Here is a 20221-nt window from a genome sequence, read left to right as displayed (position 1 = left end):
TCGGCGTGGTCATCGTCGGCCCTCCAGGTCAGGCGCGCGCTTCGGATCGACAAGGGTCGAGCATTCGGCGGTGCGAATGCGGAAGCATCTCACGATCTCGCACGACTTTGCAGTTAGAAATATCCGTACGGACGGACTAATACCCTATCTTCATCCGTGAACTAACTTTGGAAATAGCCGGACCTCCTGGTTGCACCAAAAAACGACCCGGCGACGACCGTAGCGAGGCGCGTAAAACCTGATCGTTCCGGCACCGCGCGAGGTCGGGCTGTCGAGGCCGGGCCATCACCGACCGGTGGCGGGCGGCCGCGCCGATCCGAGCGGCGCGGCCGCAGGGATCTTGCGATGCCCAGCCGTCCGCTCCGCGGCCCTGTCGGGCGCCGCCAGGACGCGCCGGTAGGCACCGTGGGCCTTGGACGCCGCAGCCGCCCAGGTGAAGCTCTCCGCCACCCGCGCGCGGGCGTGGCGACCCATCTCGCGCAGCCGCGCGCGGTCCTGTGCGAGGCGCTCGATCGCCGCGGCGAGCGCAGCGGGCTCGTTCGGCGGGACGAGCTGTCCGCAGCGCGGGTCGATCTGATAGGGGATGCCCCCGACCGCTGACGCCAGCACCGGCAGGCCCTGCGCCATCGCCTCGAACACGACGAGCGGCAGGGTGTCGGCGAGCGTCGGGAAGACGAAGAGATCCGCCCGGCGCATCAGCGCCCCGACCTCCGCGTCGGAGAGCCGGCCGGTCACCACGACGCGCTGGTCGGCGGGCAACCCCTCGACGAGGCCCGCATAGTCGATCTCGGCCCTCTTCTCGCCCCCGACGACGAGGTGGATGGGGCGGCGCAGCGCATGCAGGCTCCTGAGCAGCACCGGCAGCCCCTTGTTTGGGGTGTGGTTGGCCAGGAACATCAGGGTCAGGGGACCGTCCGGATCGGGCTCCGGCAGCGCGAAGCGGGCGAGGAGGGCGGCATCCTCGGCGGGATCGGCGGGTTCGGGGATGGCGACGCCGTTCGGCACCACCTCCATGAGCCCGCTCATCTGCCCCTCGACGGGCCGGTCGCGAAAACCCATGGCGCGCACGATGTCGAAATCCGCGGGCGACAGGGCGAGGATCCCGGCCGCCCCCCGGACGGCCGCGGCCACCGGCGCGTAGACGAGGCCGCGCCACACCGCGCGGCGCACCGGCCCGAACCCGTAGATGCTGCCGCCGTTGGCGACCTCGTTGAAGCCATGGGTCGAGATCACGTAGGGCACGCCGGCCGCCCGGGCCGCGCGGGCGATCCGGGCCATCTCCAGGGCCGGCATCGGGTTGTGCAGGTGCACGAGGTCGTACCCGGCGACCCGCCCGGGAATGTCCGAGCGGTAGAACAGCGAGCGGTAGCGGTTCGGCAGGCGCGACCAGGGCAGGCCCGGCGGCAGGTACGTGCGGACCGGCAGCCGCCCGCAGGGGCCGGGATCCTCCGGGCTCCCCATCATGCTGGCGACGTCGACCCGGCAGTGCGTGCACAGCGCCGCGCTCAGCGCCTCCCCCGCCCGCGCCCCGCCGCTGACGGACATGTGGGGCGGCACCACGATCGCCGAGAGGACGCGGATCATCGGGCGTTTCCTCGTGTTTGATGTGTTGGTCGAGCCGTTGTTGGTGCCGCGGGTGCCGCCAAGCCGGCGATGCGCTCGAGGTCTCGGCACCAGCGTGTCCCGGGCGCCAGGAGCGCGGGCGGAATGTCACCCGGGACCCGGCACGGGACGACGCGAAGCGTCCGCCTCTCGCACCGAGGCCGAAGATCGCGCCGCTCCGCGGCCCTTCGTTCCCCAGATCCCGGATCACCGCCCGCTCACGCTCCGGACGTCCGGGAAAGGGCGGCGTCTCATCGAGGAGAGCCGGTCGGGCCGGACCCCGCCGCGCGACCCCCGCTCAAACCCGCGCGTAGACGTCCTCGATGCGCACGATGTCGTCCTCGCCGAGGTAGCTGCCGTGCTGCACCTCGATGATCTCGACCGGGATGTTGCCGAAATTCTCCAGCCGGTGGACGGCACCCAGGGGGATGTGCGCGTGCTGGTTCGGTCCGAGCTCGCGCACCTCGTCGCCTACGGTGACGCGGGCATGGCCAGCGATCACGACCCAGTGCTCGGCCCGGTGCCGGTGCTTCTGGAGCGAGAGGCGTCCGCTCGGGCGCACGCAGATCCGCTTGACTTGGAAGCTCGCGCCCGCCTCGATCACCTCGTACCAGCCCCAGGGGCGGTTGACCCGCGGATGGTGCTCGGCCTCTGGGCGTCCGCGCTCGCGCAGGGCGGCGACGATCTCCTTGACCTCGCCCGTCCGGCGCCGGTCCGCCACCAGGATCGCATCGCCGCTCGACACCACGACCACGTCCTGAAGCCCCAGCACGGAGGTGAGCGGCCCGTCGCTGGCGACGTAGCAGCCGCGGGCGTCGCGCAGCTCGGTGGGACCCCGGGCGACGTTGCCGTCCGGGTCGCTCTCGCCCAGGGCCCAGAGGGCGTCCCAGCTGCCGACATCCGACCAGCCGCAGGCGAGCGGCACCAGAGCGGCGAGGCTGGTGTGCTCGAAGACCGCGTAGTCGATCGACTGCGCGCGGGCGCGGCCGAAGGCTTCGGGCTCCAGCGTCGCCGCCCCGATCTCGCGATGCGCGCCCGCGACCGCGGCGGCGACCGCCGCGCAGGTCGCCGGATCGTGCCGCTCGTATTCCCCGATCAGCGCGCCCGCGCGGAACAGGAAGTTGCCGGCATTCCAGAGGTACCCCTCGCGGATGTAGCGGGTGGCGAGCGCGGCCTGCGGCTTCTCGGCGAAGCGCAGGACCGCGCGGGCGCCCTGCACGATCTCCGGCCCGGCCTGGATGTAGCCGTAGGCCGTGGAGGGGTGCGTCGGCACCACCCCGAAGGTGACGAGGTGGCCGCCCGCGAGGGCGCCGAGCCCGGCCTGCACGGCTTCGTGGAACAGGGCTTCGCCCTGGATCGCCTGATCGGAGGCCAGTACGAGGACCGGCGTGTCGGGATCCTCCCGGGCGATCTCGTGAGCACCGGCCAGGATCGCCGGCCCGGAGTCGCGCCCCTCCGGCTCGATCAGGATGTCAGCCTCGACGCCGATCTCGGCGAGCTGCTCCTCCACGAGGTAGCGGTGCAGCGCGTTCGTGACGACGAGGGGGCGCAGACTGAAGCCCGGCCGCGCCACCCGCAGCACGCTCTGCTGGAAGGTCGAGCGCTCGCCGATCAGGACGGCGAACTGCTTCGGCAGCGCCGCGCGCGAGACCGGCCAGAGCCGGGTGCCATTGCCGCCGCAGAGGATGAGCGGCCTGATCTCGGTCATGATGCCTCTCCGGTGATCGCTGTTGACGAAGATCGCTCTCGGATCGTGTTCCGGGGCCTGGCCCGCGCCTCTCAGCGCGTGTCGGCCGCCGCGACCTGGCTTGCGGCTTCCTGCGCCGCCTGGGTCGCGCGGGCGGGCAGCTCGCGCCGCACCTCGACGATGTCGCCGGGCATCAGGGCCGCGCGCTCGTCGGCCTCGAAGGTCTCGAGTCTGCCGTCCCGGGCGCGGGTGATGAAGACCTTGCGGGCGAGGCCGCCCTGCGCCTGCGTGCCGAGGGCACCCCCGGCCTGAAGCCGCGCCTCGCGGATCTCGCGGGCGCTCGGCAACTGCGTCTCGATCTCGTTGAGGCGGGTCGTCGCGTCCTGCAGGTCGGACATCACCCGGCGGCGATAGGCCTCGATCGTGTCCTGGATGCGCAGCGCGAGGTCGCCGATGGCGAGGTCGAGCCGTGCGAGATCCGCGCCGAGCCGGGCGATGTTGGCCTTGTTGCGGGCCTCCTCGCGCTGGAACTCGATACCCTGATAGCGCCGGGCCAGGCCGTTCGCCATCAGCCGCTCGTAATCCTCCATGTGCGCCTGGATCAGGCGGAGCTGAGTCTCCTCCGAGGCGCGCTGGGCCTGGACGCCGGTGATCTCGCTCTCGAGCCGTGGCTTCTGCGCCCGCAGGAGGTCGAGCGACTGGTCGAGCGCGGCCCGCTGGCTCTTGAGGATCTCGCGCTCCTCGGCGAGCACCCCGGCGAGCCGCGGATCGGCCTCGGCGCCGGGCGGCGCCTCGAACGCGTCCTTGTCGCGCCGCTGCGCCTCCAGGCGGGCGCGGCGGACCGTGAGGAGCCGGCGGTTGGCCTCGAGGACCCGCACCCGCTCGTCCGCGCCCAGGAAGTCGGTGCGCTGGCCGAGCTGCACCTGCTGCGGCTCGGCGAAGCCACCCGCGAGCGCGATGCCGCTCAGGACCGAGGCGCCGTAGCGGAACGCGAAGCTGCCGGGCGAGCGCACGTCGCCGAGCACGTAGAAGGGTCGCATCTCGGTGACCCGCAGGCTCACCACGGGCTGCTGCAGGAAGCCGTCGGCGAGCCGCTCGACCACGCGGCCCTGCGCCTCCGGCAGGGTGAGGCCGCCGACCGCGACCTCGCCGACCAGCGGCAGGAACAGGTTGCCGCCGCCGCCGACCGTGTACTCGCCGGTCAGCTCCGTCTGCCCGTAGACCGCGACGTTGATCCGGTCTCCTGGGCCCAGCCTGTAGCTGGCGTCCTGCGCGCCCGCGCCCGCCGTGAGCCCGAGGACGAGCAGGAGCGCGAGTGCGCCCCGGGAGCGACGCCGCGACGGGGCGTTGGCCGGCGGCGGGGCGTCGCCCCGCGGCGGGGCAATACGGTGTCGGGTGGCCGTGCGGTTCATGCGCCTCAGCTCTCCGGGCCAAAGCTGCGGCCCGGCAGAGCCGTGGACCGGGTCCGGCAGGCCCGGACCGAGGCGGATCCTAGTAGGCGCCGACGACGCGGCGCCCGCGCCCTTCGGACGAGGGAAGTGTCTCGATCGGATTACCTCCGGTGTCGGAACAGTCAAGCCGGGTCAAAAGCCGCTTCTTCGTTCCAAAATTTCGGTCAAATCGGCGCGTTCGTCAGTATTACTGCGGAAGCTGTCCGTACCTCTTCGCCCTCCACCGGATGCTCCGTTGTCGTCGCGCGCGGCCCCGCTCCATTGTCCCGGCACGTCCGGAATGCCCGGGAAGCGCCCCCCGGGGGGCGTGGACCGAGGGACGTGGCAAGGGACGTGGGCCGGCAGACGTGGGCCCGACATCCGAACGCGATCAGGACGAGGACGGCCGGCATGAAGCGGATCTTGGTGACGGGCGGAGCTGGTTTTATCGGCTCGCACCTCTGCGAGCGCCTGCTCGGGCAAGGGCACGAGGTGCTCTGCGTCGACAACTTCTTCACCGGCTCGCGGGCGAATTGCGAGCCGATGCTCGGCAACCCGCGCTTCGAGCTGATGCGCCACGACGTGACCTTCCCGCTCTACGTGGAGGTCGACGAGATCTACAATCTCGCCTGCCCCGCCTCACCGATCCACTATCAGCGCGACCCCGTCCAGACCACGAAGACCAGCGTGATGGGCGCGATCAACATGCTGGGCCTCGCCAAGCGCCTGAAGGTCCGCGTACTCCAGGCCTCGACCTCGGAGGTCTACGGCGACCCGGACGTGCACCCGCAGCCGGAATCCTACTGCGGCTCCGTCAACATCGCGGGTCCGCGCGCCTGCTACGACGAGGGCAAGCGCTGCGCCGAGACCCTGTTCCACGATTACCGGCGCCAGCACGGCATGTCGGTGCGGGTCGCGCGCATCTTCAACACCTACGGCCCGAACATGCACCCGCAGGACGGGCGCGTCGTCTCGAACTTCATCATCCAGGCGCTCAGGGGCGAGCCCATCACCATCTACGGCGACGGCTCGCAGACGCGCTCGTTCTGCTACGTGGACGACCTCGTCGAGGGCCTGATGCGGCTGATGGCGGCCGACGACCATCCGGGCGACGTGGTCAATCTCGGCAACCCTGTCGAGACGACCGTTCTGGCGCTCGCCCAGCGGGTGGTCGAGCTCTGCGGCTCGCCCTCAACCATCACCTGCCATCCCCTGCCGCAGGACGACCCGCGGCGGCGCTGCCCCGATATCGCCCGGGCCCGCGCGGCGCTGCACTGGTCGCCCCGGATCGATCTCGACACCGGGCTCGCCCGCACCATCGCGTATTTCGAGGGGCTGCTGGCGCGGCAGGGCGGCGCGGTCCTGCCGCTCGGAGAGGGCCGTCGGACGATCCCCGCATGAGCGCGCAAGGCTTCCAGCGCTGGCTCGGTCCAAGGGCACCGGTTCTCGGGCTCGGCGTCAGCGCGATCACCTTCCGGGACGCGCTCGACGCGCTCGACGCCTTCGTGCGGGCCGGCCTGCCGCACTACGTCTGCATCACGGGCGTCCACGGCGTGATGGAGAGCCGGTCCGACCCGCAGCTCCGGGCGATCCACGAGGCGGCGGCCCTCGTCACGCCGGACGGGATGCCGCTGGTCTTCATGGCCAACCGGCTCGGCTTCGGCCCGGTTGAGCGAGTCTACGGACCGGACCTGATGCGGGCGGTCTGCCGGGACTCGGACCGGCGCGGCTACCGCCACTTCCTCTACGGCGGCGCGCCGGGCGTGGCCGAGGGCCTCGCCGAGACCCTGCGCCGAAGCTACGCCGGCATCGCGGTTGTGGGCACGCACTGCCCGCCCTTCCGCCCGCTGACCGACGACGAGGACGCGGCGGTCGTTGCGGAGATCAACGCGGCCAAGCCCGACATCGTCTGGGTCGGCCTGAGCACGCCGAAGCAGGAGCGCTGGATGGCCGCCCATCTGGGGCGGATCGAGGCGCCCGTGATGGTCGGCGTCGGGGCCGCCTTCGATTTTCTCGCCGGCACCAAGCGGCAGGCGCCGGGCTGGATGCAGCGCAGCGGGCTCGAATGGCTGTTCCGGCTCGCGACCGAGCCGCGGCGTCTGGCTGGCCGCTACGCCAGCATCGTGCCCCGCTTCCTCGTCCTGGCGGGCCTCCAGCTCGCCCGCGACGCGCTCGGCCGGTCCCGGCGCGGCGGGTCGGTGCCCGCCCGCGATCCCGCGCGGGGCTGACACCCGGGCCGCCGCCCCGGACCAAGACCGCGATTGATCGCCCGAGGGTTCGTCATGGACACGACCGAGACCGTCGCCACCGCGATCGAGCTGACCGGGCGCGCCCCGCCCGACCGCGCCGCCCGGCGGGCGCGCAGCCGCGGCGCTGCGGTCGCGGCGGCGCTGATCCTGGGCGATGCGCTGGCGGCGCTGGTCACCGGCGGCGCCCTCGCGCTGGCGAGCGCGTCCCATCCCGGCCCGGCCACGCTGCTCGCTGGCCCCTTGTCGCTGCCGGTCTTCTGCGTGCTGCCGATCTTCGCCGCGCTGGGGCTCTACGCGGTCTACGGCCCGAGCCCGCCGGAGCGGCTGCGTCTGCGGGCACTCGGCGTCGCGATCTACGCGACCGCCTGCCTGCTGGCGACGGGGGCGGCGCCCGCCGCGCCGCTTCTGGGCCAAGCCTCGCTCCTGGGCCAGGCGCCACTCCTCGGTCAGATCGCGGCGGCGTCCCTCCTCCTCGTCCTCATCGGCTTCTACGGGGAGGCGGCGGTGCGCGCCGTGCTGATCCGGCGCGCCGCCTGGGGGGCGCCGACGGTGATCGTCGGGGCCGACGCCCACGCACACGCGCTCGCCCGGACCCTGCTGGCCCAGCCCGAGCTCGGCCTGCGGCCGATCGGCTATCTCACCGATCCGGCACGCCCCGCTGAGGCCGCCGCGGCGATCCATGCCCATCCCGACCTGCCGCATCTCGGCCGCCTCGACGGCGCCGCCGGGATCGGGGGAGCCGAGGTCGCGATCTTCGCCTCCTGCGCCGATCTCGCGCAGTATGACAGCCGGCTCGGCCGCCTGCCCTTCGGCCGCGTCGTGCTCGCCCAGCAGATCCAGGATCTGCAGAACATGTGGATGCAGGTGCGTCCATTGGGCGACGCGATCGGCCTGGAGATCCGGCGCGAGCTCTACCGGCCGCGCAACCTCCTGATGAAGCGGCTGCTCGACGGCCTGCTGGCCGGGATCGGGCTGCTGCTGCTCCTGCCGCTGATCGGCGTTCTTGCCCTGGCGATCCGCCGGATCGACCCGGGCAGTCCGTTCTATGCCCAGACCCGGGTCGGCCGGCACGGCCGCCCGATCCGGGTCTGGAAGCTGCGCACCATGTACCGGGACGCGGAGACGCGGATCGCCGCGCATCTCGCCGCCGATCCGGCTGCCGCGGCCGAGTGGGCGCGTTACTTCAAGCTCAGGGACGATCCGCGGGTGCTGCCCGGCCTCGGCCGCTTCCTGCGCCGCACCAGCCTCGACGAGCTGCCCCAGCTCTGGAACGTCCTGAGGGGCGACATGAGCCTCGTCGGTCCGCGGCCCTTCCCGGCCTACCACATGGACGGGTTCGAGCCGGATTTCCGGGCCCTGCGCACCAGCGTCCCCCCGGGTCTGACCGGCCTCTGGCAGATCTCGGCCCGCAGCGACGGCGACCTCGCGGTCCAGCGCAGCCAGGACGGCTACTACATCCGCAACTGGTCGCTCTGGCTCGACCTCTACATCCTGCTGGCGACGATTCCCGCCGTGCTCTGCGCCCGAGGCGCGCGCTAGCGCCTTCCCGATCGCGTCGGCGTCGGGAACGGCTCCAGGTTGCTCGTGTGGAGCGCCCCGGTGCGAGGCACCGGCATCCGTTCCGGCGCAGCGCCCGGCCGGTGCCTCCCCTGACCGACGCGCCGGTTTACGGAGGCCCGGAGCGACGCGGAGGACGACGCGGGAGACCGGTCGCGCCCAGGGCTCGCTGCCGATGTGACTTACCGACCAATCCGGTTTTCCGCCCCGTGGCTCGGTCCGCCTCTCAACGCTGCCGGTTCGGGTTTCCGCGACCCAAAGGATCGACCGGAGATGATCGTCCCCGACTACAAGAGAAAGGCGGCGCCTTCGCGCCGCCTTTCTCTTGCCCCTGACTGCGTCGGACCTGCGCCTTACTGCGCAGCTCGGCCCGGCAGACGCGGGATGCCGTGCTTCAGGACCCACACCGCGGCCTGAGTCCGGTTCTGAACGTTGATCTTGCGCAAGATACCCTTCACGTGGATCTTCACGGTCGCCTCCGCGATGGCGAAGCGACGGGCGATCAGCTTGTTCGACTGGCCGTCGGCGAGGCAGGACAGAATCTCGATCTCCCGGTTCGAGAGCGCGCGGGCCCCCGGAGGCAGCTCGGAGCCCGCGTTCTGCACGGAGAGACGCACGGCCTGCGCGCCGTCGCCGCCGAGATGGGGCACCGCATCCATCGGCATCACGATGTTGCCGCGCATCACCACGTTGAGCGACTTGATCAGGGCCGCCGGCCGCGTGACGTGGTCGAGGCAGGCCTGGGCGCCCATCTCCAGCGCGTAGCGGAAGGTCGTCGGGTCGCGCATGTCGGTGAGCACGACGATGCGGGCCTGCGGGAACATCGAGCGCAGGAGGCCGATCGTGCCGTCCGCCACCTGAGGGGGCCCGAAATCGCTGAGCAGGACCAGGGCCGGGTCGCTGCCCGGTTCGATCTCCGCGATCGTCTCGAAACTGTCGAGGACAGCGTAGCCGTGCGCGTCGAGGATCCGGATCAGTCCGTCGCGGGACAGGCCCGCCGATCCGAGGAGGAGCGTCGCGATGGTCGCCCCACCGGGGAGCGGCCGAACCGGCATCGGAACGCGGGTCGTGCCCTGTCCGGCCCCGTACTGAAAATCAATCGTGCCTGGCATCCATCCCACTCCGAATTGGCATGCGTGGTCGATGAGCCGGTGCGCGCCCGCTCCGGCGCGCAGACCCTGAGGAGTTCCCCCACTTCTGACTTCCGTCCCGCCCAAAGGCGTCACGTCAGGGAACGGTAATCCATGTTATTGAAATTGCAACCATCTAAACATGGTGATTTGACCATAAATTGTGATTTTCTGGCCCCTAGTCTCTGTAGGATGTCGGACGCTCACGAAAGGGAGGGCGGAAAATAAACAAACGATAGCCTGATCGGCCCGCTTTGCGCTGGAGCAAAGGTCGACTCAGCCTTCCGACTACCGGGAGCAGAATCGCGCCTCGCGATCCGCATGATCGTTCAAGTTGTGATAAGGACGGGATCTCGCGCGCGTCAGGTGCGGTGACGGCGAAGCGCGGCGAATATTGAGTTTGCCGAGGGACCCGGTCCTGGCGCGGAGCGCGGCCGGTCCGCGCAGCCTCTGCGTGCGTCAGCCGAACAGGTCTTTCCGGGTCAGCCAGTCCGGGTCGATCAGCGCCTCGGCATCGGCGGGCATGAAGCTGCGGGACGGGCGCTCGTCGGGCGCCCCGCGCACCAGCTCGTCGGTCTCGCAGCGCTCGCCCGCCCGCAGCTGCTCGGCCAGGAGTTGGAGGTAGCTCGCGGCTGCCGTCGCGCCGAACGCCTCGGCGAAGCAGGCATGCGCCACCTCGACCATCGTCTCGATCACCGCCTGGGGCGGCGCGCCGTTCGCGACCGCGGCGTCGAGGGTCGAGCGCCACGCGTGGGACAGCTGCTCGCGGATTTCCGGGGTGTCGTCCAAGGTCGGGCTCGTTCGGGACCGGGCTCACTCAGTCCTCTTTCCCGATACGAAGTCAAATCCGTGGCGGACTACGGAGCGCGAGGTGCGAGACTGAACGTCTTCTCCAGGGCGACGCGGCCGGCGCGCTCGACGCGGAAGCGGGCCGCGTAGGCGCCGGCGGACCAGCCCTCGGCCGGGCGCTTGCGCCCGACGAAGAGCAGCGACTGCGCCCGCGGGCGCTCCAGGGCGGGCTGGACGCTCTGCGCGACCACCGTGCCGGTGGGATCGGTGAGGACGAGGCTCTGCACGTCGCCCGTCTCCAGCCCGATCGCCCGCACGTAGGCGACGAGCGCTCCGGATTCCGCGCCCGGCACCCGCGGCGCGCCGGCCTCAAGGCTCTCCATGCTCACCGGCGCGTCGGCGAAGCCCGCGTTGAGCACGCTGCCCGCCTGGTAGCCGAGGGCGCCGGCCGCCTTCGGTTCCCACAGGGTGCCGCCGCGGCCGGGCGCGGCCGGATCGCAGGAATCGGGCGGGCTTCCCGGCGCGAAGGGATCGACCACCTGCCCGCCGTGCCGCAGCGTGAGGTGGAGGTGGGGGAACTCCGTCATGCCCGACAGGCCGACCTGCCCGAGCGGCTGGCCCGCCGCGACCGTGTCGCCGGGGCGCACCACGAGGCTGCCCCGGGCCATGTGGCAGTACTGGCTCTCCCAGCCGTCCGCGTGGGCGATGACGAGCCCGTTGCCGCACTCCGCGCCCTTGATCACGGCCGCATCGCCGCCGCGCACCCGCCCGTCCGCCATGTCGGAGCGGGTCCGCAGGACCCGGCCCGCCGCCACGGCGAGGACGCGCCCGACCTCTCCCCCGGCCTCGGCGCCGGTGCGCACACGGAAATCCGTGCCGTTGTGCTTGTCGTAGGTGCGGCTGCCGCAGGCGTAGTCGCGCGCCCCCGGGCCCGGGTCGCGGTCGACGTAGTGCTGCACGAAGCAGGTGCGGCCCGGCTCGCAGGCGAGCGGGAGGTGCAGGCTGATCCCGGGCGGGCGCGCCTCCTCGGCCCGCGCGCCGCCGTTGGCGAGCGCGGCGAGCAGGAGGACGAGGGGCGCCCGGAGGCTCCGGCTGACCGGGCGGTGGATCGCGCATGCTTCGATGCGGCTCGTCGGGGTGCGAAGACTCATGCCGCCACTAGCCCGAAGGCACCTGCCCGGCGCAACCCGTCGCCGCGCAGATGTGAACGGAGCGGCCTACTTGGCACCGCAGCCGATGCAGATGCCCTTCTGGATCTTGTCGTCGGCCTTCATCTGCGGCGTCCGATCTGTGCGGTCGAGCTGTGCGTCGGCGCCCACACCGCCCGCGCCGGGGCGCGGCATCACGCGGCCGACCGAGGAGGCGTTGGGTGCCGTGACCGTCGAGGTCGGGCCGCCGCCGGTGCCGGTCTGGGACTGCGCCCAGGCGCCGGTCGGCGCGGCGAGCGCGGCCAGGATCAAGAGGGTGCGGGCGCGTTGCCCACCGGTGCGGGCGCGTCGCCCGCCGAACAGGATAGACTGAGCCATCGGAAGATCCTCCTTTCGCGCCCCCAACGCGGCAGAACGGCCCCGGTTCGCCGGATCGCGTAGGCCCGCTCCCTCAGGAGGCGGTCTCGGTCCCGGCGGCCTTGCTCGGCGGCCTTTCTCGGCGGCCTTTGCAGAACCGCTCAGCCACCGTATCAGGACGCGCCGTCCGTGCCCGTGCCCCCTGACACCACCCGGAGCCGCCACCGCGATGCGGGACCCGAACGCGATCGACTTCTGGCGCGGCCTCGCCCTGGTGACGATCTTCATCAACCACGTGCCGGGCAACACGTTCGAGCGCTACACCTACTCGCAGTACGGCATCTCGGACGCGGCGGAGCTGTTCGTGTTCCTGGCCGGCTGGTCGATCGGCATCGCCACCCGCGGCCGCGACGGCGCGCCCGAGCCGCGCGGGCGCACCGTGGTCCGCCTGCTCTCGCGCACGATCGAGGTCTATCGCGCGCAGCTCACCGTGATGCTGCTGGCGCTGGCGACGATCGCCGGCACCGCGCTGGTGCTCGACAACCCGCTGATCCTCGAATGGCACAATGCCGGCACCTTCTTCGCCGACCCGATCCAGACCATCGTCGGCATCGCCCTGCTCACGCACCAGCTCGGCTTCTTCAACATCCTGCCGCTCTACGTGGTGCTGCTCGGGATCGCGCCGGTCTTCATCCTGCTGGCCCGGCTGAGCCGGCCGGCGGCGCTGATCCTCTCGGGCGGCCTCTATCTCCTCAGCCTGATCGAGGAGTGGAACCTGCCTTCCTGGCCCGGCGAGGGAGACTGGTTCTTCAATCCCCTGTGCTGGCAGTTCCTCCTCGTGCTCGGCTTCGTACTCCAGGACTGGAACCGCGAATCGGACACCCTCGCGCGCTGGTCGCGCAGGCTGATGCCGGCGGGAATCGCTCTGGTTCTTCTGGGCATCGCGTCCGCGGTGCTTGAGATTCGGCCCGATCCGTTACGCGTCCCGGAACCGCGGCTGCTCTTCACCTTCGACAAAACTTACCTGACGCCCGCGCGACTGCTACACTTCCTCGGCGTGTTGCTGGCGTTCCGCGCGGTCTACGGGCTCGTCGCGCCCCGGATCGGGCCGGTCGCGGGCTATCTGGCGCGCCTCGGCCGGAATTCCCTGGCCGTGTTCTCGATGGGGTCGCTCCTGAGCCTGGGCGGGCAGCTCCTGCGTTTCTGGACGGGTGGCGGCCTGCTGGTCGACCTGGCCATCCTCTGCCTCGGCCTGCTCGCGATGGGCTACACCGCATGGTTCGTCGAATGGCGCTCCCGCAAACCGCGCCCCCGGGTTTGAGACCGGCCCTGCTGGCGGCGGCGCTGCTCCTCGGCGCGGCGGCCGCCGAGGCGCAGGATGCCGCGCAGGCGCCCGCGCTGCAGCCGTCCGCGGCGCGGCCGGCCCCGACCGTGATCTCGCCGCCGACCACTGCCGAGCCCGGCGACGCCAGTCTCTCGCCCGAGTGCCGGGTGCCGGGCTCGCAGCTCTACACCCTCGCCAAGCTCAGGGCCGTGAAGGCCGCCCTGAAGGAGAAGCGGCCGGTGCGGGTGCTCTCGATCGGCGGGACCTCGGCGGGGCTGGGGGCCTCGGCCACCTACCCGGTCAAGCTCGAGACGGCGCTGGAGCGCTCGCTGCCGGACGTCGATATCGAGGTCGAGGCCCGCGGCCTGCAGGGTGAGATCGCCTCGGGCGCGGCCGAGCGCCTGCGCAGCATGGTGGCGGAACTGGAGCCCGACCTCGTCGTCTGGCAGGTCGGCACCCACGACGCACTCTCGCGCGTCGAGCTCTCGGCCTTCGCGGATGCCCTCGACGACGCGGTCCGCTGGATCAAGTCGCACGACATCGACGTGGTGCTGGTCGATCCGCAATACACGGCGAGCCTCGCCGACGACGCCTACTACAACGACGTGGTGCGCACCGTGCGCACGGTGGCCGCCCGCGAGCAGGTACCGCTGGTCCAGCGCTACGAGGCGATGCGCTATCTCGCGGGCCGGACCGACAAGGGCGAGGGCCATATGCTCGGGCGGCAGTTCCGCTTGAACGACCTCGGCCTGCGCTGCATGGCCGAGCACGTCACCCGGGCGATCACGCTCTCGCTTCTCCAGCAGGACGGTGGCGCCCGCGACGCGCCGGCCCAGCAGGCCGAGAAGCCCGCCGCCCCGCGTTAAGGGCCCGGCAACGCCGCCGCCCCATAGAGGAGGCTTCGGTCTTCGCGCGGAGCGGGCATGGCGGTCTCGGCTGTTGCGGGCGCGACCTGGCTGCGCCTGCGGGACGGCGCCGCGGGCGCCGCGCTCAGCGTCTTCGCGATCCGCGTCGCGGCGGCGGGCCTCGCCTACGGCGCCCAGGTCGTCGCGGCGCGGCTGATGGGCTGGGACGGCTACGGCATCTACGCGAGCCTCTGGGTCTGGACCGTCATGCTCGGCCACACCCTGACGCTCGGTCTCTCGCAGGGCGCCTGCCGCTTCCTGCCCGTCGAGCAGGCGCGAGGCGATCTCGACCATGCCCGCGGCTATCTCGCGGCCGGCACGCTCGTCACGCTCGGCGTCTCCAGCGGCCTCGTCCTCCTCGGCCTCGGCCTGCTCCGATTGTCGCCCGATCTCCTTCCCGAGGCCTACCGGACACCCCTTCTGCTAGCGGCCTGCCTGCTGCCGCTTCTGGCGCTGCAGGACTACCTCGAAGGAGTGGCGCGCAGCCAGAACTGGGTCGTACTCGCGATCCTGCCGCCCTACTTGCTGCGGCAGCTCGTGATGGTCGCAGGGCTGGCCGCCGCCGTCCTCGCCGGCGCCTCGGCCCGGCCCGAAGTCGCGATGGCCTGCATGCTGCTGGCGGCGGGCGTCTCTACGGCGCTTCAGGCGCTCGTCCTCGCCCACCGGCTGCGACGGGTGTTGCCGCCGGGGCCGCGCCGCTTCCGTCCACGGGTCTGGCTCAAGGCCTCTCTGCCCATCGCCCTCGTCGATCTCGCCACCACCGCCTTCGGGTTCGTCGACGTCCTGCTGCTCGGCCTCCTGATGCCCCCTTCCGCGGTCGGCCTCTACTTCGCGGTAACCCGCGTGCAGCAATTCGTGCCCTTCGTGCAGTTCGCCGCCAGCGCCGCCACCGCCCAGCGCTTCAGTGCCGCCCAGGGCCGCGGCGACCGAGCCGGGCTTGCGCGGCTCATCCGCCTTCAGGCGCGGGCCACCGCCGCCGCCACGCTCGTGACCGGGCTCGCGGTCCTCGCCGCCGGGCCGCCGCTGCTGGCCGTGTTCGGTGAGGGCTTCGGCGCGGGCGTGCCGGCGCTGGCCGTGCTGGTCATGGGCAGCGTCGCCGCCAGCCTGTTCGGACCGGGCGAGGACCTCCTGACCATGCTGGGCGGCGAGCGGCTCTGCGCCGGGCTCACCCTGGCCGCCCTCGGCGTGGCGATCCTGCTCGGCCTTCTGCTGATCCCGGCCCTCGGCCTCCTGGGCGCGGCGGCGTCCATGTCCGCCGCCACCGTTCTGCGCGCCCTGGCCCTGGCCTGGGCCGCCCGCGCCGTCCACGGCCTCGCGACGCCGATCTGGTCGGAACTTCGAACCGACCGCGCGGATGCCGCGGGCCGATGAGCGACGGGGGGCCGGAGGTCGCGATCCGACCGCTCGCTACCCTCGACGGGCGAGCCTGGGACGACCTGTACGGCCGCGCTCGCGCCCCCCACCCGCATTACAGCCGACACGTCATGACGGCACATCGGGCCGCGGGGCTCGTCGGCGACGATCTCGCGGTTCTCGCCGTCGGTCGCGGCAGTCGGCTCGACGCGCTCCTGCCGTTCCGGCTGCGGCGCGATCCCGTCGGCCTCGGCGGGCCTGTCGCGGGCCCGTTCCACTCGCCATTCGTGACGGCGACGGGCCCGCTCGTCGCCGCGGAGGCGTCGAACGCACTGGACGCCCTGGTCCGGGGGCTCGCCGTCGCGGCCCCGGGCCGCGCGTGGCGCTGGCCGCTGCTGCCCCGCGCCGAGGCCGAGCCGCTGGGCGCGGCCCTCGACCGGGCCGGCTGGTCGCACGGCGCGGTGTCGGCGTTCGCCCGGCCCGTGCTCGACCGGCGCGAGAGCCACGCGGCCTTCCTGGCCGATCACCCCAGGAGCGGCCGCCTGAAGGATCTGCGCCGGCGCGCCCGCCGGCTCGCCGGGGACGGCGCACTCGCCCTCCGGACGGCGACCGAGGGTCCGGAACTGGCGGCCGCGGTCGAGGCCTTCCTGACGCTGGAGCGGCGCGGCTGGAAGGGCGCGGCCGGAACCGCCATGGCCTGCCGTCCCGAGACGGCGCGGCTCGCCCGCGCCCTGTTCGCCGCGGTGGACGGCCCTGTTCGCGCCCGGGCCGACTGCCTGACCCTCGATGGCGTGCCGGTCGCGATCAGCCTCGCGCTGACGGACGGGTGCACCGCCACGCTTCTGAAGACGGCCTATGACGAGGCGCGCCGCGCTCAGGCTCCCGGCCTCATCCTGGAAGCCGAGATCGTCAGGGCCTGCCACGAGACCCGCTTTGCCGATCGGCTCGATTCGGCCGCGCTGCCCGGATCGGTCCTGGAAGATCTCTATCCCGAGCGCGACACGCTGTTCGAGATCGTGGCGCTGCCGCCGGGCGCGTCGATTCCATCGCTCGAGCAGCGGATCCGGCTCGCCCGGCTCGCTCAGCACGCCCGCGCGGCGGCAAAGCGGGTGCTCGGGCGGCGTTGAGCCTTCACCTGGGCCGCGCTGGGCGCGGGAACGTTGGGCCCGGGCGACCGTTCTGCTCGGCATGGCCGAACCGCCGCGCGCACCCCCTGCCGGCCTGTCCCGGACCGACGGAGACGGCGCGCGACGCCGGTCGAAGCTCCGTCGGGTACTGCTTCTGGTGGCGACCCTCGCCGCTGTGGCCTGGCTCGCCTTTCACCTGCGCTGAGCCGAGCGAGCGGCGATGGCGGTTCGCGCCGCTGTTGCCCGAACGCGACACCGGGCGGAATGCGCTTCCGCTGCCTCGCCGAACGGCCCGTCGCGCCCATGTTGGCTCTGCCGGCCGCGACGACCCGGCGGCGCTTCGGTCGGCCGACTCCCGATCCGGTCGGCCGAAGCGCCCTCCACCTCAGGGCGAACGCTCACCCGGCGCGTCGCGGAGCCGGGCGGGATTGCCGACCGCGACGCCGCCCGCCGGCACATCGCGCGTCACCACGCTGCCGGCCCCGATGATCGCGTCGTCGCCGACCGTCACGCCCGGCAGCAGGATGGCGCCGCCGCCGATCCAGACATTCGCCCCGATCGTGACCGGACGGCCGAATTCCAGCATTTGCCGCCGCTGGGCCGGGTTGCGCGGGTGGTCGGCCGTCAGGATCTGCACGCCGGGCCCGATCTGCGTCAGGTCGCCGATGCTGACCTGGACCACGTCCAGGATGCAGCAATTGTGGTTCATGAACACGCCCCGTCCGAGACTGATGTTGTACCCGTAGTCGCAGTGGAAGGGCGGCCGGATGTTGCACCCCGCTCCGACGCGCGCGAACATCGCCTCCAGCAGAGCCTGTCGCTCGGGCTGGCTCAGGGTCTGGGTGGCGTTGTAGCGGTCCATCCAGGCGGAGATCCGCCGGTTGTCAGCGGCAAGTTCCGGATCGTCGGCGATGTAGAGTTCGCCGGCGAGCATCCGCTGCTTCTGGGAGCGCTCGTCCAGAGACCGGGTCATGGATCCTCCAGGCATCGATCGGGGGCGGTGAAGGCGCGGGCCGTGGGTGGTCAGGTCTGGCCGACGCGCTCGAGCCACTCGGCCTCCGTCAGGACCGTGACGCCATGCTTCTCCGCCTCCTTCAGCTTCGAGCCGGCGCCCGGACCCGCCACGACGAGGTCTGTGTTTCCGGAGACCGACGAGGCGACCTTGGCCCCGAGCCGCTCGGCCGTGGCCTTGGCTTCGTTGCGCGTCATCCGCTCCAGGCTGCCGGTGAAGACCACGATCTTGCCGGCGAGATCGCTGTCACCGGTGGGCGTCGCGATCTCGGGGCGCTCGGTGCGCACCTCGGCGAGGAGCGCGGCGACCGCGTCGCGGTTGTGCGCCTCGGCGAAGAAGTCGATCAGCGCGTCCTTCACCACGTCGCCGACATCGCTCGCGCCTTCGGCGAAGCGCAGATAGGCGTCGCAGGGCCGTTCGCGGGCCGCGCGCAGCAGGGCCGCGTCGAACGCCTCGCCCTCGCCGAAGGCGGCGATCAGCTTCTCCCGCGCGGCCGCGCCCAGGCCCTTCACGGCGCCCGCTGCCAGCACGTCGGGGGGCAGGCCCTGCGCCTCGCGTTCCGCGACGCGGTCGAGGAGCGCTTCGCGCACCACCGGGCCGATCCGCTCCACCGCGTCGAGTTCGAGCCAGGCGAGGCCCGGGCGGCAGGCGCCGGCCGCGTCGACTGCCGCGATCAGCGCCGGCATGTCCGCGAACACCTTGGCGAGTTCCTTCGCCGTCACCTCGCCGACATTCGGGATGCCGAGGCCGAAGATGAAGCGGGGCAGGCCGACGCTGCGCCGGGCCGCGATCGCCGCGAACAGGTTCTCGATGGCGAGCGCCCGCTCCTCCTTGCGCGCCGCCTTCTTGGGCTGGCGGATCGTCTCGCCGGCGGCGCGCGCCGCCTCCTCCTTCTGCCGGGCGCGCGCGTCGGCGAGCGCCCGGCGGCGTGCAGCGAGCGCGTCCTTCACCGCGTCGAAATCGAGCCGGAAGATGTCGGCCGGCTGGCGGATCAGCCCGTCCTCGTAGAGCGTCTCGATATAGGTCTCGCCGAAGCCCTCGATGTCGAAGGCGTTGCGCGAGACGAAGTGCTTCAGCCGCTCCAGCCCCTGCGCCGGGCAGATCAGGCCGCCGGTGCAGCGGCGCACGGAGTCCGGCTTCTTGGTGCGCGGATTAAAGGCGCGCACCGCCTTGCTGCCGCAGGCCGGGCAGGTCTCGGGGAAGGCGTAGGGCCGCGAATCCGTGGGCCGCTTGTCGAGCACCACGTCCATCACCTTCGGGATGACGTCGCCTGCCCGCAGCACGATCACGGTGTCGCCGACCCGGATGTCGCGGCCCTCGCGGATGGGCTCGCCGTCGCCGCCGACGCCCTTCACGTAGCCTTCGTTGTGGAGCGTCGCGTTCGACACCACCACGCCGCCGACCGTCACCGGCCGGAGCTTGGCCAAGGGGTTGAGCGAGCCGGTGCGGCCCACATTGATCACGATCTCCTCGACGACCGTGAACGCTTCCTGCGCGGCGAACTTATGGGCGAGTGCCCAGCGCGGCGAGCGCGAGACGAAGCCGAGCCGGCGCTGCAGGGCGAGGTCGTCGACCTTGTAGACGACGCCGTCGATGTCGTAGCCGAGATCCGCCCGGTCGGCCTCGATCCGCCGGTAGTGGGCCAGCATCCCGGCCGTGTCGGTGCAGCGCACGGTGAGCGGGTTCACCGGCAGGCCCCAGGTGCGGAAGCGCTCCATCACCCCGGACTGGGTGCCCTCGAAGGCGGGCTCCACCGCGCCCCAGGCATAGGCGAAGAAGCGCAAGGGGCGGGACGCGGTGATCGTGGGGTCGAGCTGGCGCAGCGACCCGGCGGCGGCGTTGCGCGGATTGGCGAAGAGCGGCTTGCCCTGGGCTTCCTGGCGCGCGTTGATCGCCGCGAAGTCGGCGTGGCTGAGATACACCTCGCCGCGCACCTCGCAGAGCGGCGGGACGCCCGCGCCCGTCAGCCGCTCCGGGATGTCCTGCACGGTGCGGGCGTTGGCGGTCACGTTCTCGCCGACCTCGCCGTCGCCGCGCGTGGCTGCGGTGACGAGAACGCCGTCCTCGTAGCGCAGGGAGAGGGAGAGCCCGTCGATCTTCGGCTCGGCCGTGAAGGCGAGCGGCTCGGACTCCGGCCAGTTCAGGAAGCGGCGCACCCGCGCGGCGAACTCCTCCACCTCCGCGTCCGCGAAGGCGTTGCCAAGGGAGAGCATCGGCACCGCGTGCCGGACCTTGCCGAACTTCTCCGACGGCTTGGCACCGACGGACGCACTCGCCACGCCCGTTCCGGCCAGATCCGGAAAGCGGGCCTCGATGCTCTCGAGCCGGCGGCGCAGCCGATCGTATTCCGCGTCCGTGATCTCGGGCGCGTCCTCTTGGTAGTAGAGGCGGTCGGCCTCGGCGATCCGCTCCGAGAGCGCCGCGTGCTCGGCACGCGCCGCCTCCGCGGTTTCGGGCAGGTCAGCGTCGGCGGTGTTCGCGCTGGCATTCGCGGCGGGGTTCGGCATGATCGCGGCTGGCTTGTCGGTGGGCAGGCGCTTCTATCGCATGG

The 20221-nt window shown here is 72.2% G+C and carries 16 protein-coding genes; 7 read left to right on the top strand and 9 right to left on the bottom strand.

Translation table 11 applies throughout. The annotated features are described in order from the left end of the window. Positions 1-285: 285 nt before the first annotated feature. The 3 genes from MFF54_RS01245 to MFF54_RS01235 form a co-directional block, all read right to left on the bottom strand. A complete protein-coding gene (locus tag MFF54_RS01245; protein WP_238300640.1) occupies positions 286-1584 on the bottom strand; it encodes a glycosyltransferase family 4 protein in 1299 nt (432 codons plus the stop codon). Positions 1585-1900: 316 nt separating this feature from the next. Beyond that, complete coding sequence (locus tag MFF54_RS01240) at positions 1901-3310, bottom strand: mannose-1-phosphate guanylyltransferase/mannose-6-phosphate isomerase (protein WP_238300638.1); 1410 nt, start codon at positions 3308-3310, stop codon at positions 1901-1903. Positions 3311-3381: 71 nt separating this feature from the next. Continuing rightward, a complete protein-coding gene (locus MFF54_RS01235; protein WP_238300637.1) occupies positions 3382-4701 on the bottom strand; it encodes a polysaccharide biosynthesis/export family protein in 1320 nt (439 codons plus the stop codon). 429 nt (positions 4702-5130) lie between these two features. Here MFF54_RS01235 and MFF54_RS01230 point away from each other — a divergent pair, with 429 nt between their 5' ends. Genes MFF54_RS01230 through MFF54_RS01220 form a run of 3 tightly spaced genes read left to right on the top strand, consistent with a single transcriptional unit; the run spans position 5131 to position 8507 of the window. Further along, complete coding sequence (locus MFF54_RS01230) at positions 5131-6120, top strand: UDP-glucuronic acid decarboxylase family protein (protein WP_238300635.1); 990 nt, start codon at positions 5131-5133, stop codon at positions 6118-6120. Then, positions 6117-6947 (top strand): WecB/TagA/CpsF family glycosyltransferase, encoded by an 831-nt coding sequence (locus MFF54_RS01225; RefSeq protein WP_238300633.1) that lies wholly within the window; start codon positions 6117-6119, stop codon positions 6945-6947. The genes MFF54_RS01230 and MFF54_RS01225 overlap by 4 nt, the downstream gene beginning before the upstream one ends. 54 nt (positions 6948-7001) lie before the next feature. After that, complete coding sequence (locus tag MFF54_RS01220) at positions 7002-8507, top strand: exopolysaccharide biosynthesis polyprenyl glycosylphosphotransferase (protein ID WP_238300631.1); 1506 nt, start codon at positions 7002-7004, stop codon at positions 8505-8507. 371 nt (positions 8508-8878) lie between these two features. Here the strand turns inward: MFF54_RS01220 and MFF54_RS01215 are convergent, their stop codons facing one another. From MFF54_RS01215 to MFF54_RS01200, 4 genes are all read right to left on the bottom strand, one after another. Beyond that, on the bottom strand, positions 8879-9637 hold the full coding sequence (locus tag MFF54_RS01215; RefSeq protein WP_238300630.1) for a LuxR C-terminal-related transcriptional regulator: 759 nt from the start codon (positions 9635-9637) through the stop codon (positions 8879-8881). Between the two features lie 477 nt (positions 9638-10114). Beyond that, the gene (locus MFF54_RS01210) at positions 10115-10444 is read right to left on the bottom strand and encodes a hypothetical protein (RefSeq protein ID WP_238300629.1); all 330 of its coding nucleotides are present in this window, start codon (positions 10442-10444) and stop codon (positions 10115-10117) included. A gap of 68 nt (positions 10445-10512) precedes the next feature. Next, on the bottom strand, positions 10513-11595 hold the full coding sequence (locus tag MFF54_RS01205) for a M23 family metallopeptidase (RefSeq protein ID WP_238300628.1): 1083 nt from the start codon (positions 11593-11595) through the stop codon (positions 10513-10515). 66 nt (positions 11596-11661) lie between these two features. Continuing rightward, a complete protein-coding gene (locus MFF54_RS01200; protein ID WP_238300627.1) occupies positions 11662-11970 on the bottom strand; it encodes a hypothetical protein in 309 nt (102 codons plus the stop codon). A gap of 208 nt (positions 11971-12178) precedes the next feature. Between MFF54_RS01200 and MFF54_RS01195 the strand changes: the two genes are divergently transcribed. Genes MFF54_RS01195 through MFF54_RS01180 form a run of 4 tightly spaced genes read left to right on the top strand, consistent with a single transcriptional unit; the run spans position 12179 to position 16658 of the window. Then, complete coding sequence (locus tag MFF54_RS01195; protein WP_238300626.1) at positions 12179-13270, top strand: OpgC family protein; 1092 nt, start codon at positions 12179-12181, stop codon at positions 13268-13270. Beyond that, positions 13237-14139: an SGNH/GDSL hydrolase family protein gene (locus MFF54_RS01190; protein ID WP_238300625.1), complete on the top strand. Its 903-nt coding sequence runs from the start codon at positions 13237-13239 to the stop codon at positions 14137-14139. The genes MFF54_RS01195 and MFF54_RS01190 overlap by 34 nt, the downstream gene beginning before the upstream one ends. Positions 14140-14196: 57 nt before the next feature. Next, the gene (locus tag MFF54_RS01185; protein ID WP_238300624.1) at positions 14197-15549 is read left to right on the top strand and encodes a lipopolysaccharide biosynthesis protein; all 1353 of its coding nucleotides are present in this window, start codon (positions 14197-14199) and stop codon (positions 15547-15549) included. Next, positions 15546-16658 carry a GNAT family N-acetyltransferase gene (locus MFF54_RS01180; RefSeq protein ID WP_238300623.1) on the top strand — a complete coding sequence of 371 codons (1113 nt, stop codon included), beginning with the start codon at positions 15546-15548 and terminating at the stop codon, positions 16656-16658. Before MFF54_RS01185 ends, MFF54_RS01180 begins: the two co-directional genes overlap by 4 nt. Before the next feature lie 385 nt (positions 16659-17043). Here the strand turns inward: MFF54_RS01180 and MFF54_RS01175 are convergent, their stop codons facing one another. After that, positions 17044-17631 carry a sugar O-acetyltransferase gene (locus tag MFF54_RS01175; RefSeq protein WP_238300622.1) on the bottom strand — a complete coding sequence of 196 codons (588 nt, stop codon included), beginning with the start codon at positions 17629-17631 and terminating at the stop codon, positions 17044-17046. A 50-nt stretch (positions 17632-17681) separates the two neighbouring features. Beyond that, positions 17682-20177 (bottom strand): NAD-dependent DNA ligase LigA, encoded by a 2496-nt coding sequence (ligA, locus tag MFF54_RS01170; RefSeq protein WP_238300621.1) that lies wholly within the window; start codon positions 20175-20177, stop codon positions 17682-17684. Between the last annotated feature and the right edge of the window lie 44 nt (positions 20178-20221).

The sequence above is a fragment of the Methylobacterium gregans genome, assembly GCF_022179245.1.
Lineage (GTDB): Bacteria > Pseudomonadota > Alphaproteobacteria > Rhizobiales > Beijerinckiaceae > Methylobacterium > Methylobacterium gregans.
Note: the sequence above shows the minus strand (reverse complement) of the source record. Positions and strands in the feature narration are given on the sequence as shown.

Excerpts from the sequence above, each read along its gene's own strand:
- MFF54_RS01190 (WP_238300625.1), top strand. The coding sequence starts at position 13,237 with ATGGCGCTCCCGCAAACCGCGCCCCCGGGTTTGAGACCGGCCCTGCTG.
- MFF54_RS01240 (WP_238300638.1), bottom strand. The coding sequence starts at position 3,310 with ATGACCGAGATCAGGCCGCTCATCCTCTGCGGCGGCAATGGCACCCGG.
- MFF54_RS01230 (WP_238300635.1), top strand. The coding sequence starts at position 5,131 with ATGAAGCGGATCTTGGTGACGGGCGGAGCTGGTTTTATCGGCTCGCAC.
- MFF54_RS01220 (WP_238300631.1), top strand. The coding sequence starts at position 7,002 with ATGGACACGACCGAGACCGTCGCCACCGCGATCGAGCTGACCGGGCGC.
- MFF54_RS01200 (WP_238300627.1), bottom strand. The coding sequence starts at position 11,970 with ATGGCTCAGTCTATCCTGTTCGGCGGGCGACGCGCCCGCACCGGTGGG.
- MFF54_RS01180 (WP_238300623.1), top strand. The coding sequence starts at position 15,546 with ATGAGCGACGGGGGGCCGGAGGTCGCGATCCGACCGCTCGCTACCCTC.
- MFF54_RS01225 (WP_238300633.1), top strand. The coding sequence starts at position 6,117 with ATGAGCGCGCAAGGCTTCCAGCGCTGGCTCGGTCCAAGGGCACCGGTT.
- MFF54_RS01235 (WP_238300637.1), bottom strand. The coding sequence starts at position 4,701 with ATGAACCGCACGGCCACCCGACACCGTATTGCCCCGCCGCGGGGCGAC.
- MFF54_RS01205 (WP_238300628.1), bottom strand. The coding sequence starts at position 11,595 with ATGAGTCTTCGCACCCCGACGAGCCGCATCGAAGCATGCGCGATCCAC.
- ligA (WP_238300621.1), bottom strand. The coding sequence starts at position 20,177 with ATGCCGAACCCCGCCGCGAATGCCAGCGCGAACACCGCCGACGCTGAC.
- MFF54_RS01215 (WP_238300630.1), bottom strand. The coding sequence starts at position 9,637 with ATGCCAGGCACGATTGATTTTCAGTACGGGGCCGGACAGGGCACGACC.
- MFF54_RS01195 (WP_238300626.1), top strand. The coding sequence starts at position 12,179 with ATGCGGGACCCGAACGCGATCGACTTCTGGCGCGGCCTCGCCCTGGTG.
- MFF54_RS01185 (WP_238300624.1), top strand. The coding sequence starts at position 14,197 with ATGGCGGTCTCGGCTGTTGCGGGCGCGACCTGGCTGCGCCTGCGGGAC.
- MFF54_RS01245 (WP_238300640.1), bottom strand. The coding sequence starts at position 1,584 with ATGATCCGCGTCCTCTCGGCGATCGTGGTGCCGCCCCACATGTCCGTC.
- MFF54_RS01175 (WP_238300622.1), bottom strand. The coding sequence starts at position 17,631 with ATGACCCGGTCTCTGGACGAGCGCTCCCAGAAGCAGCGGATGCTCGCC.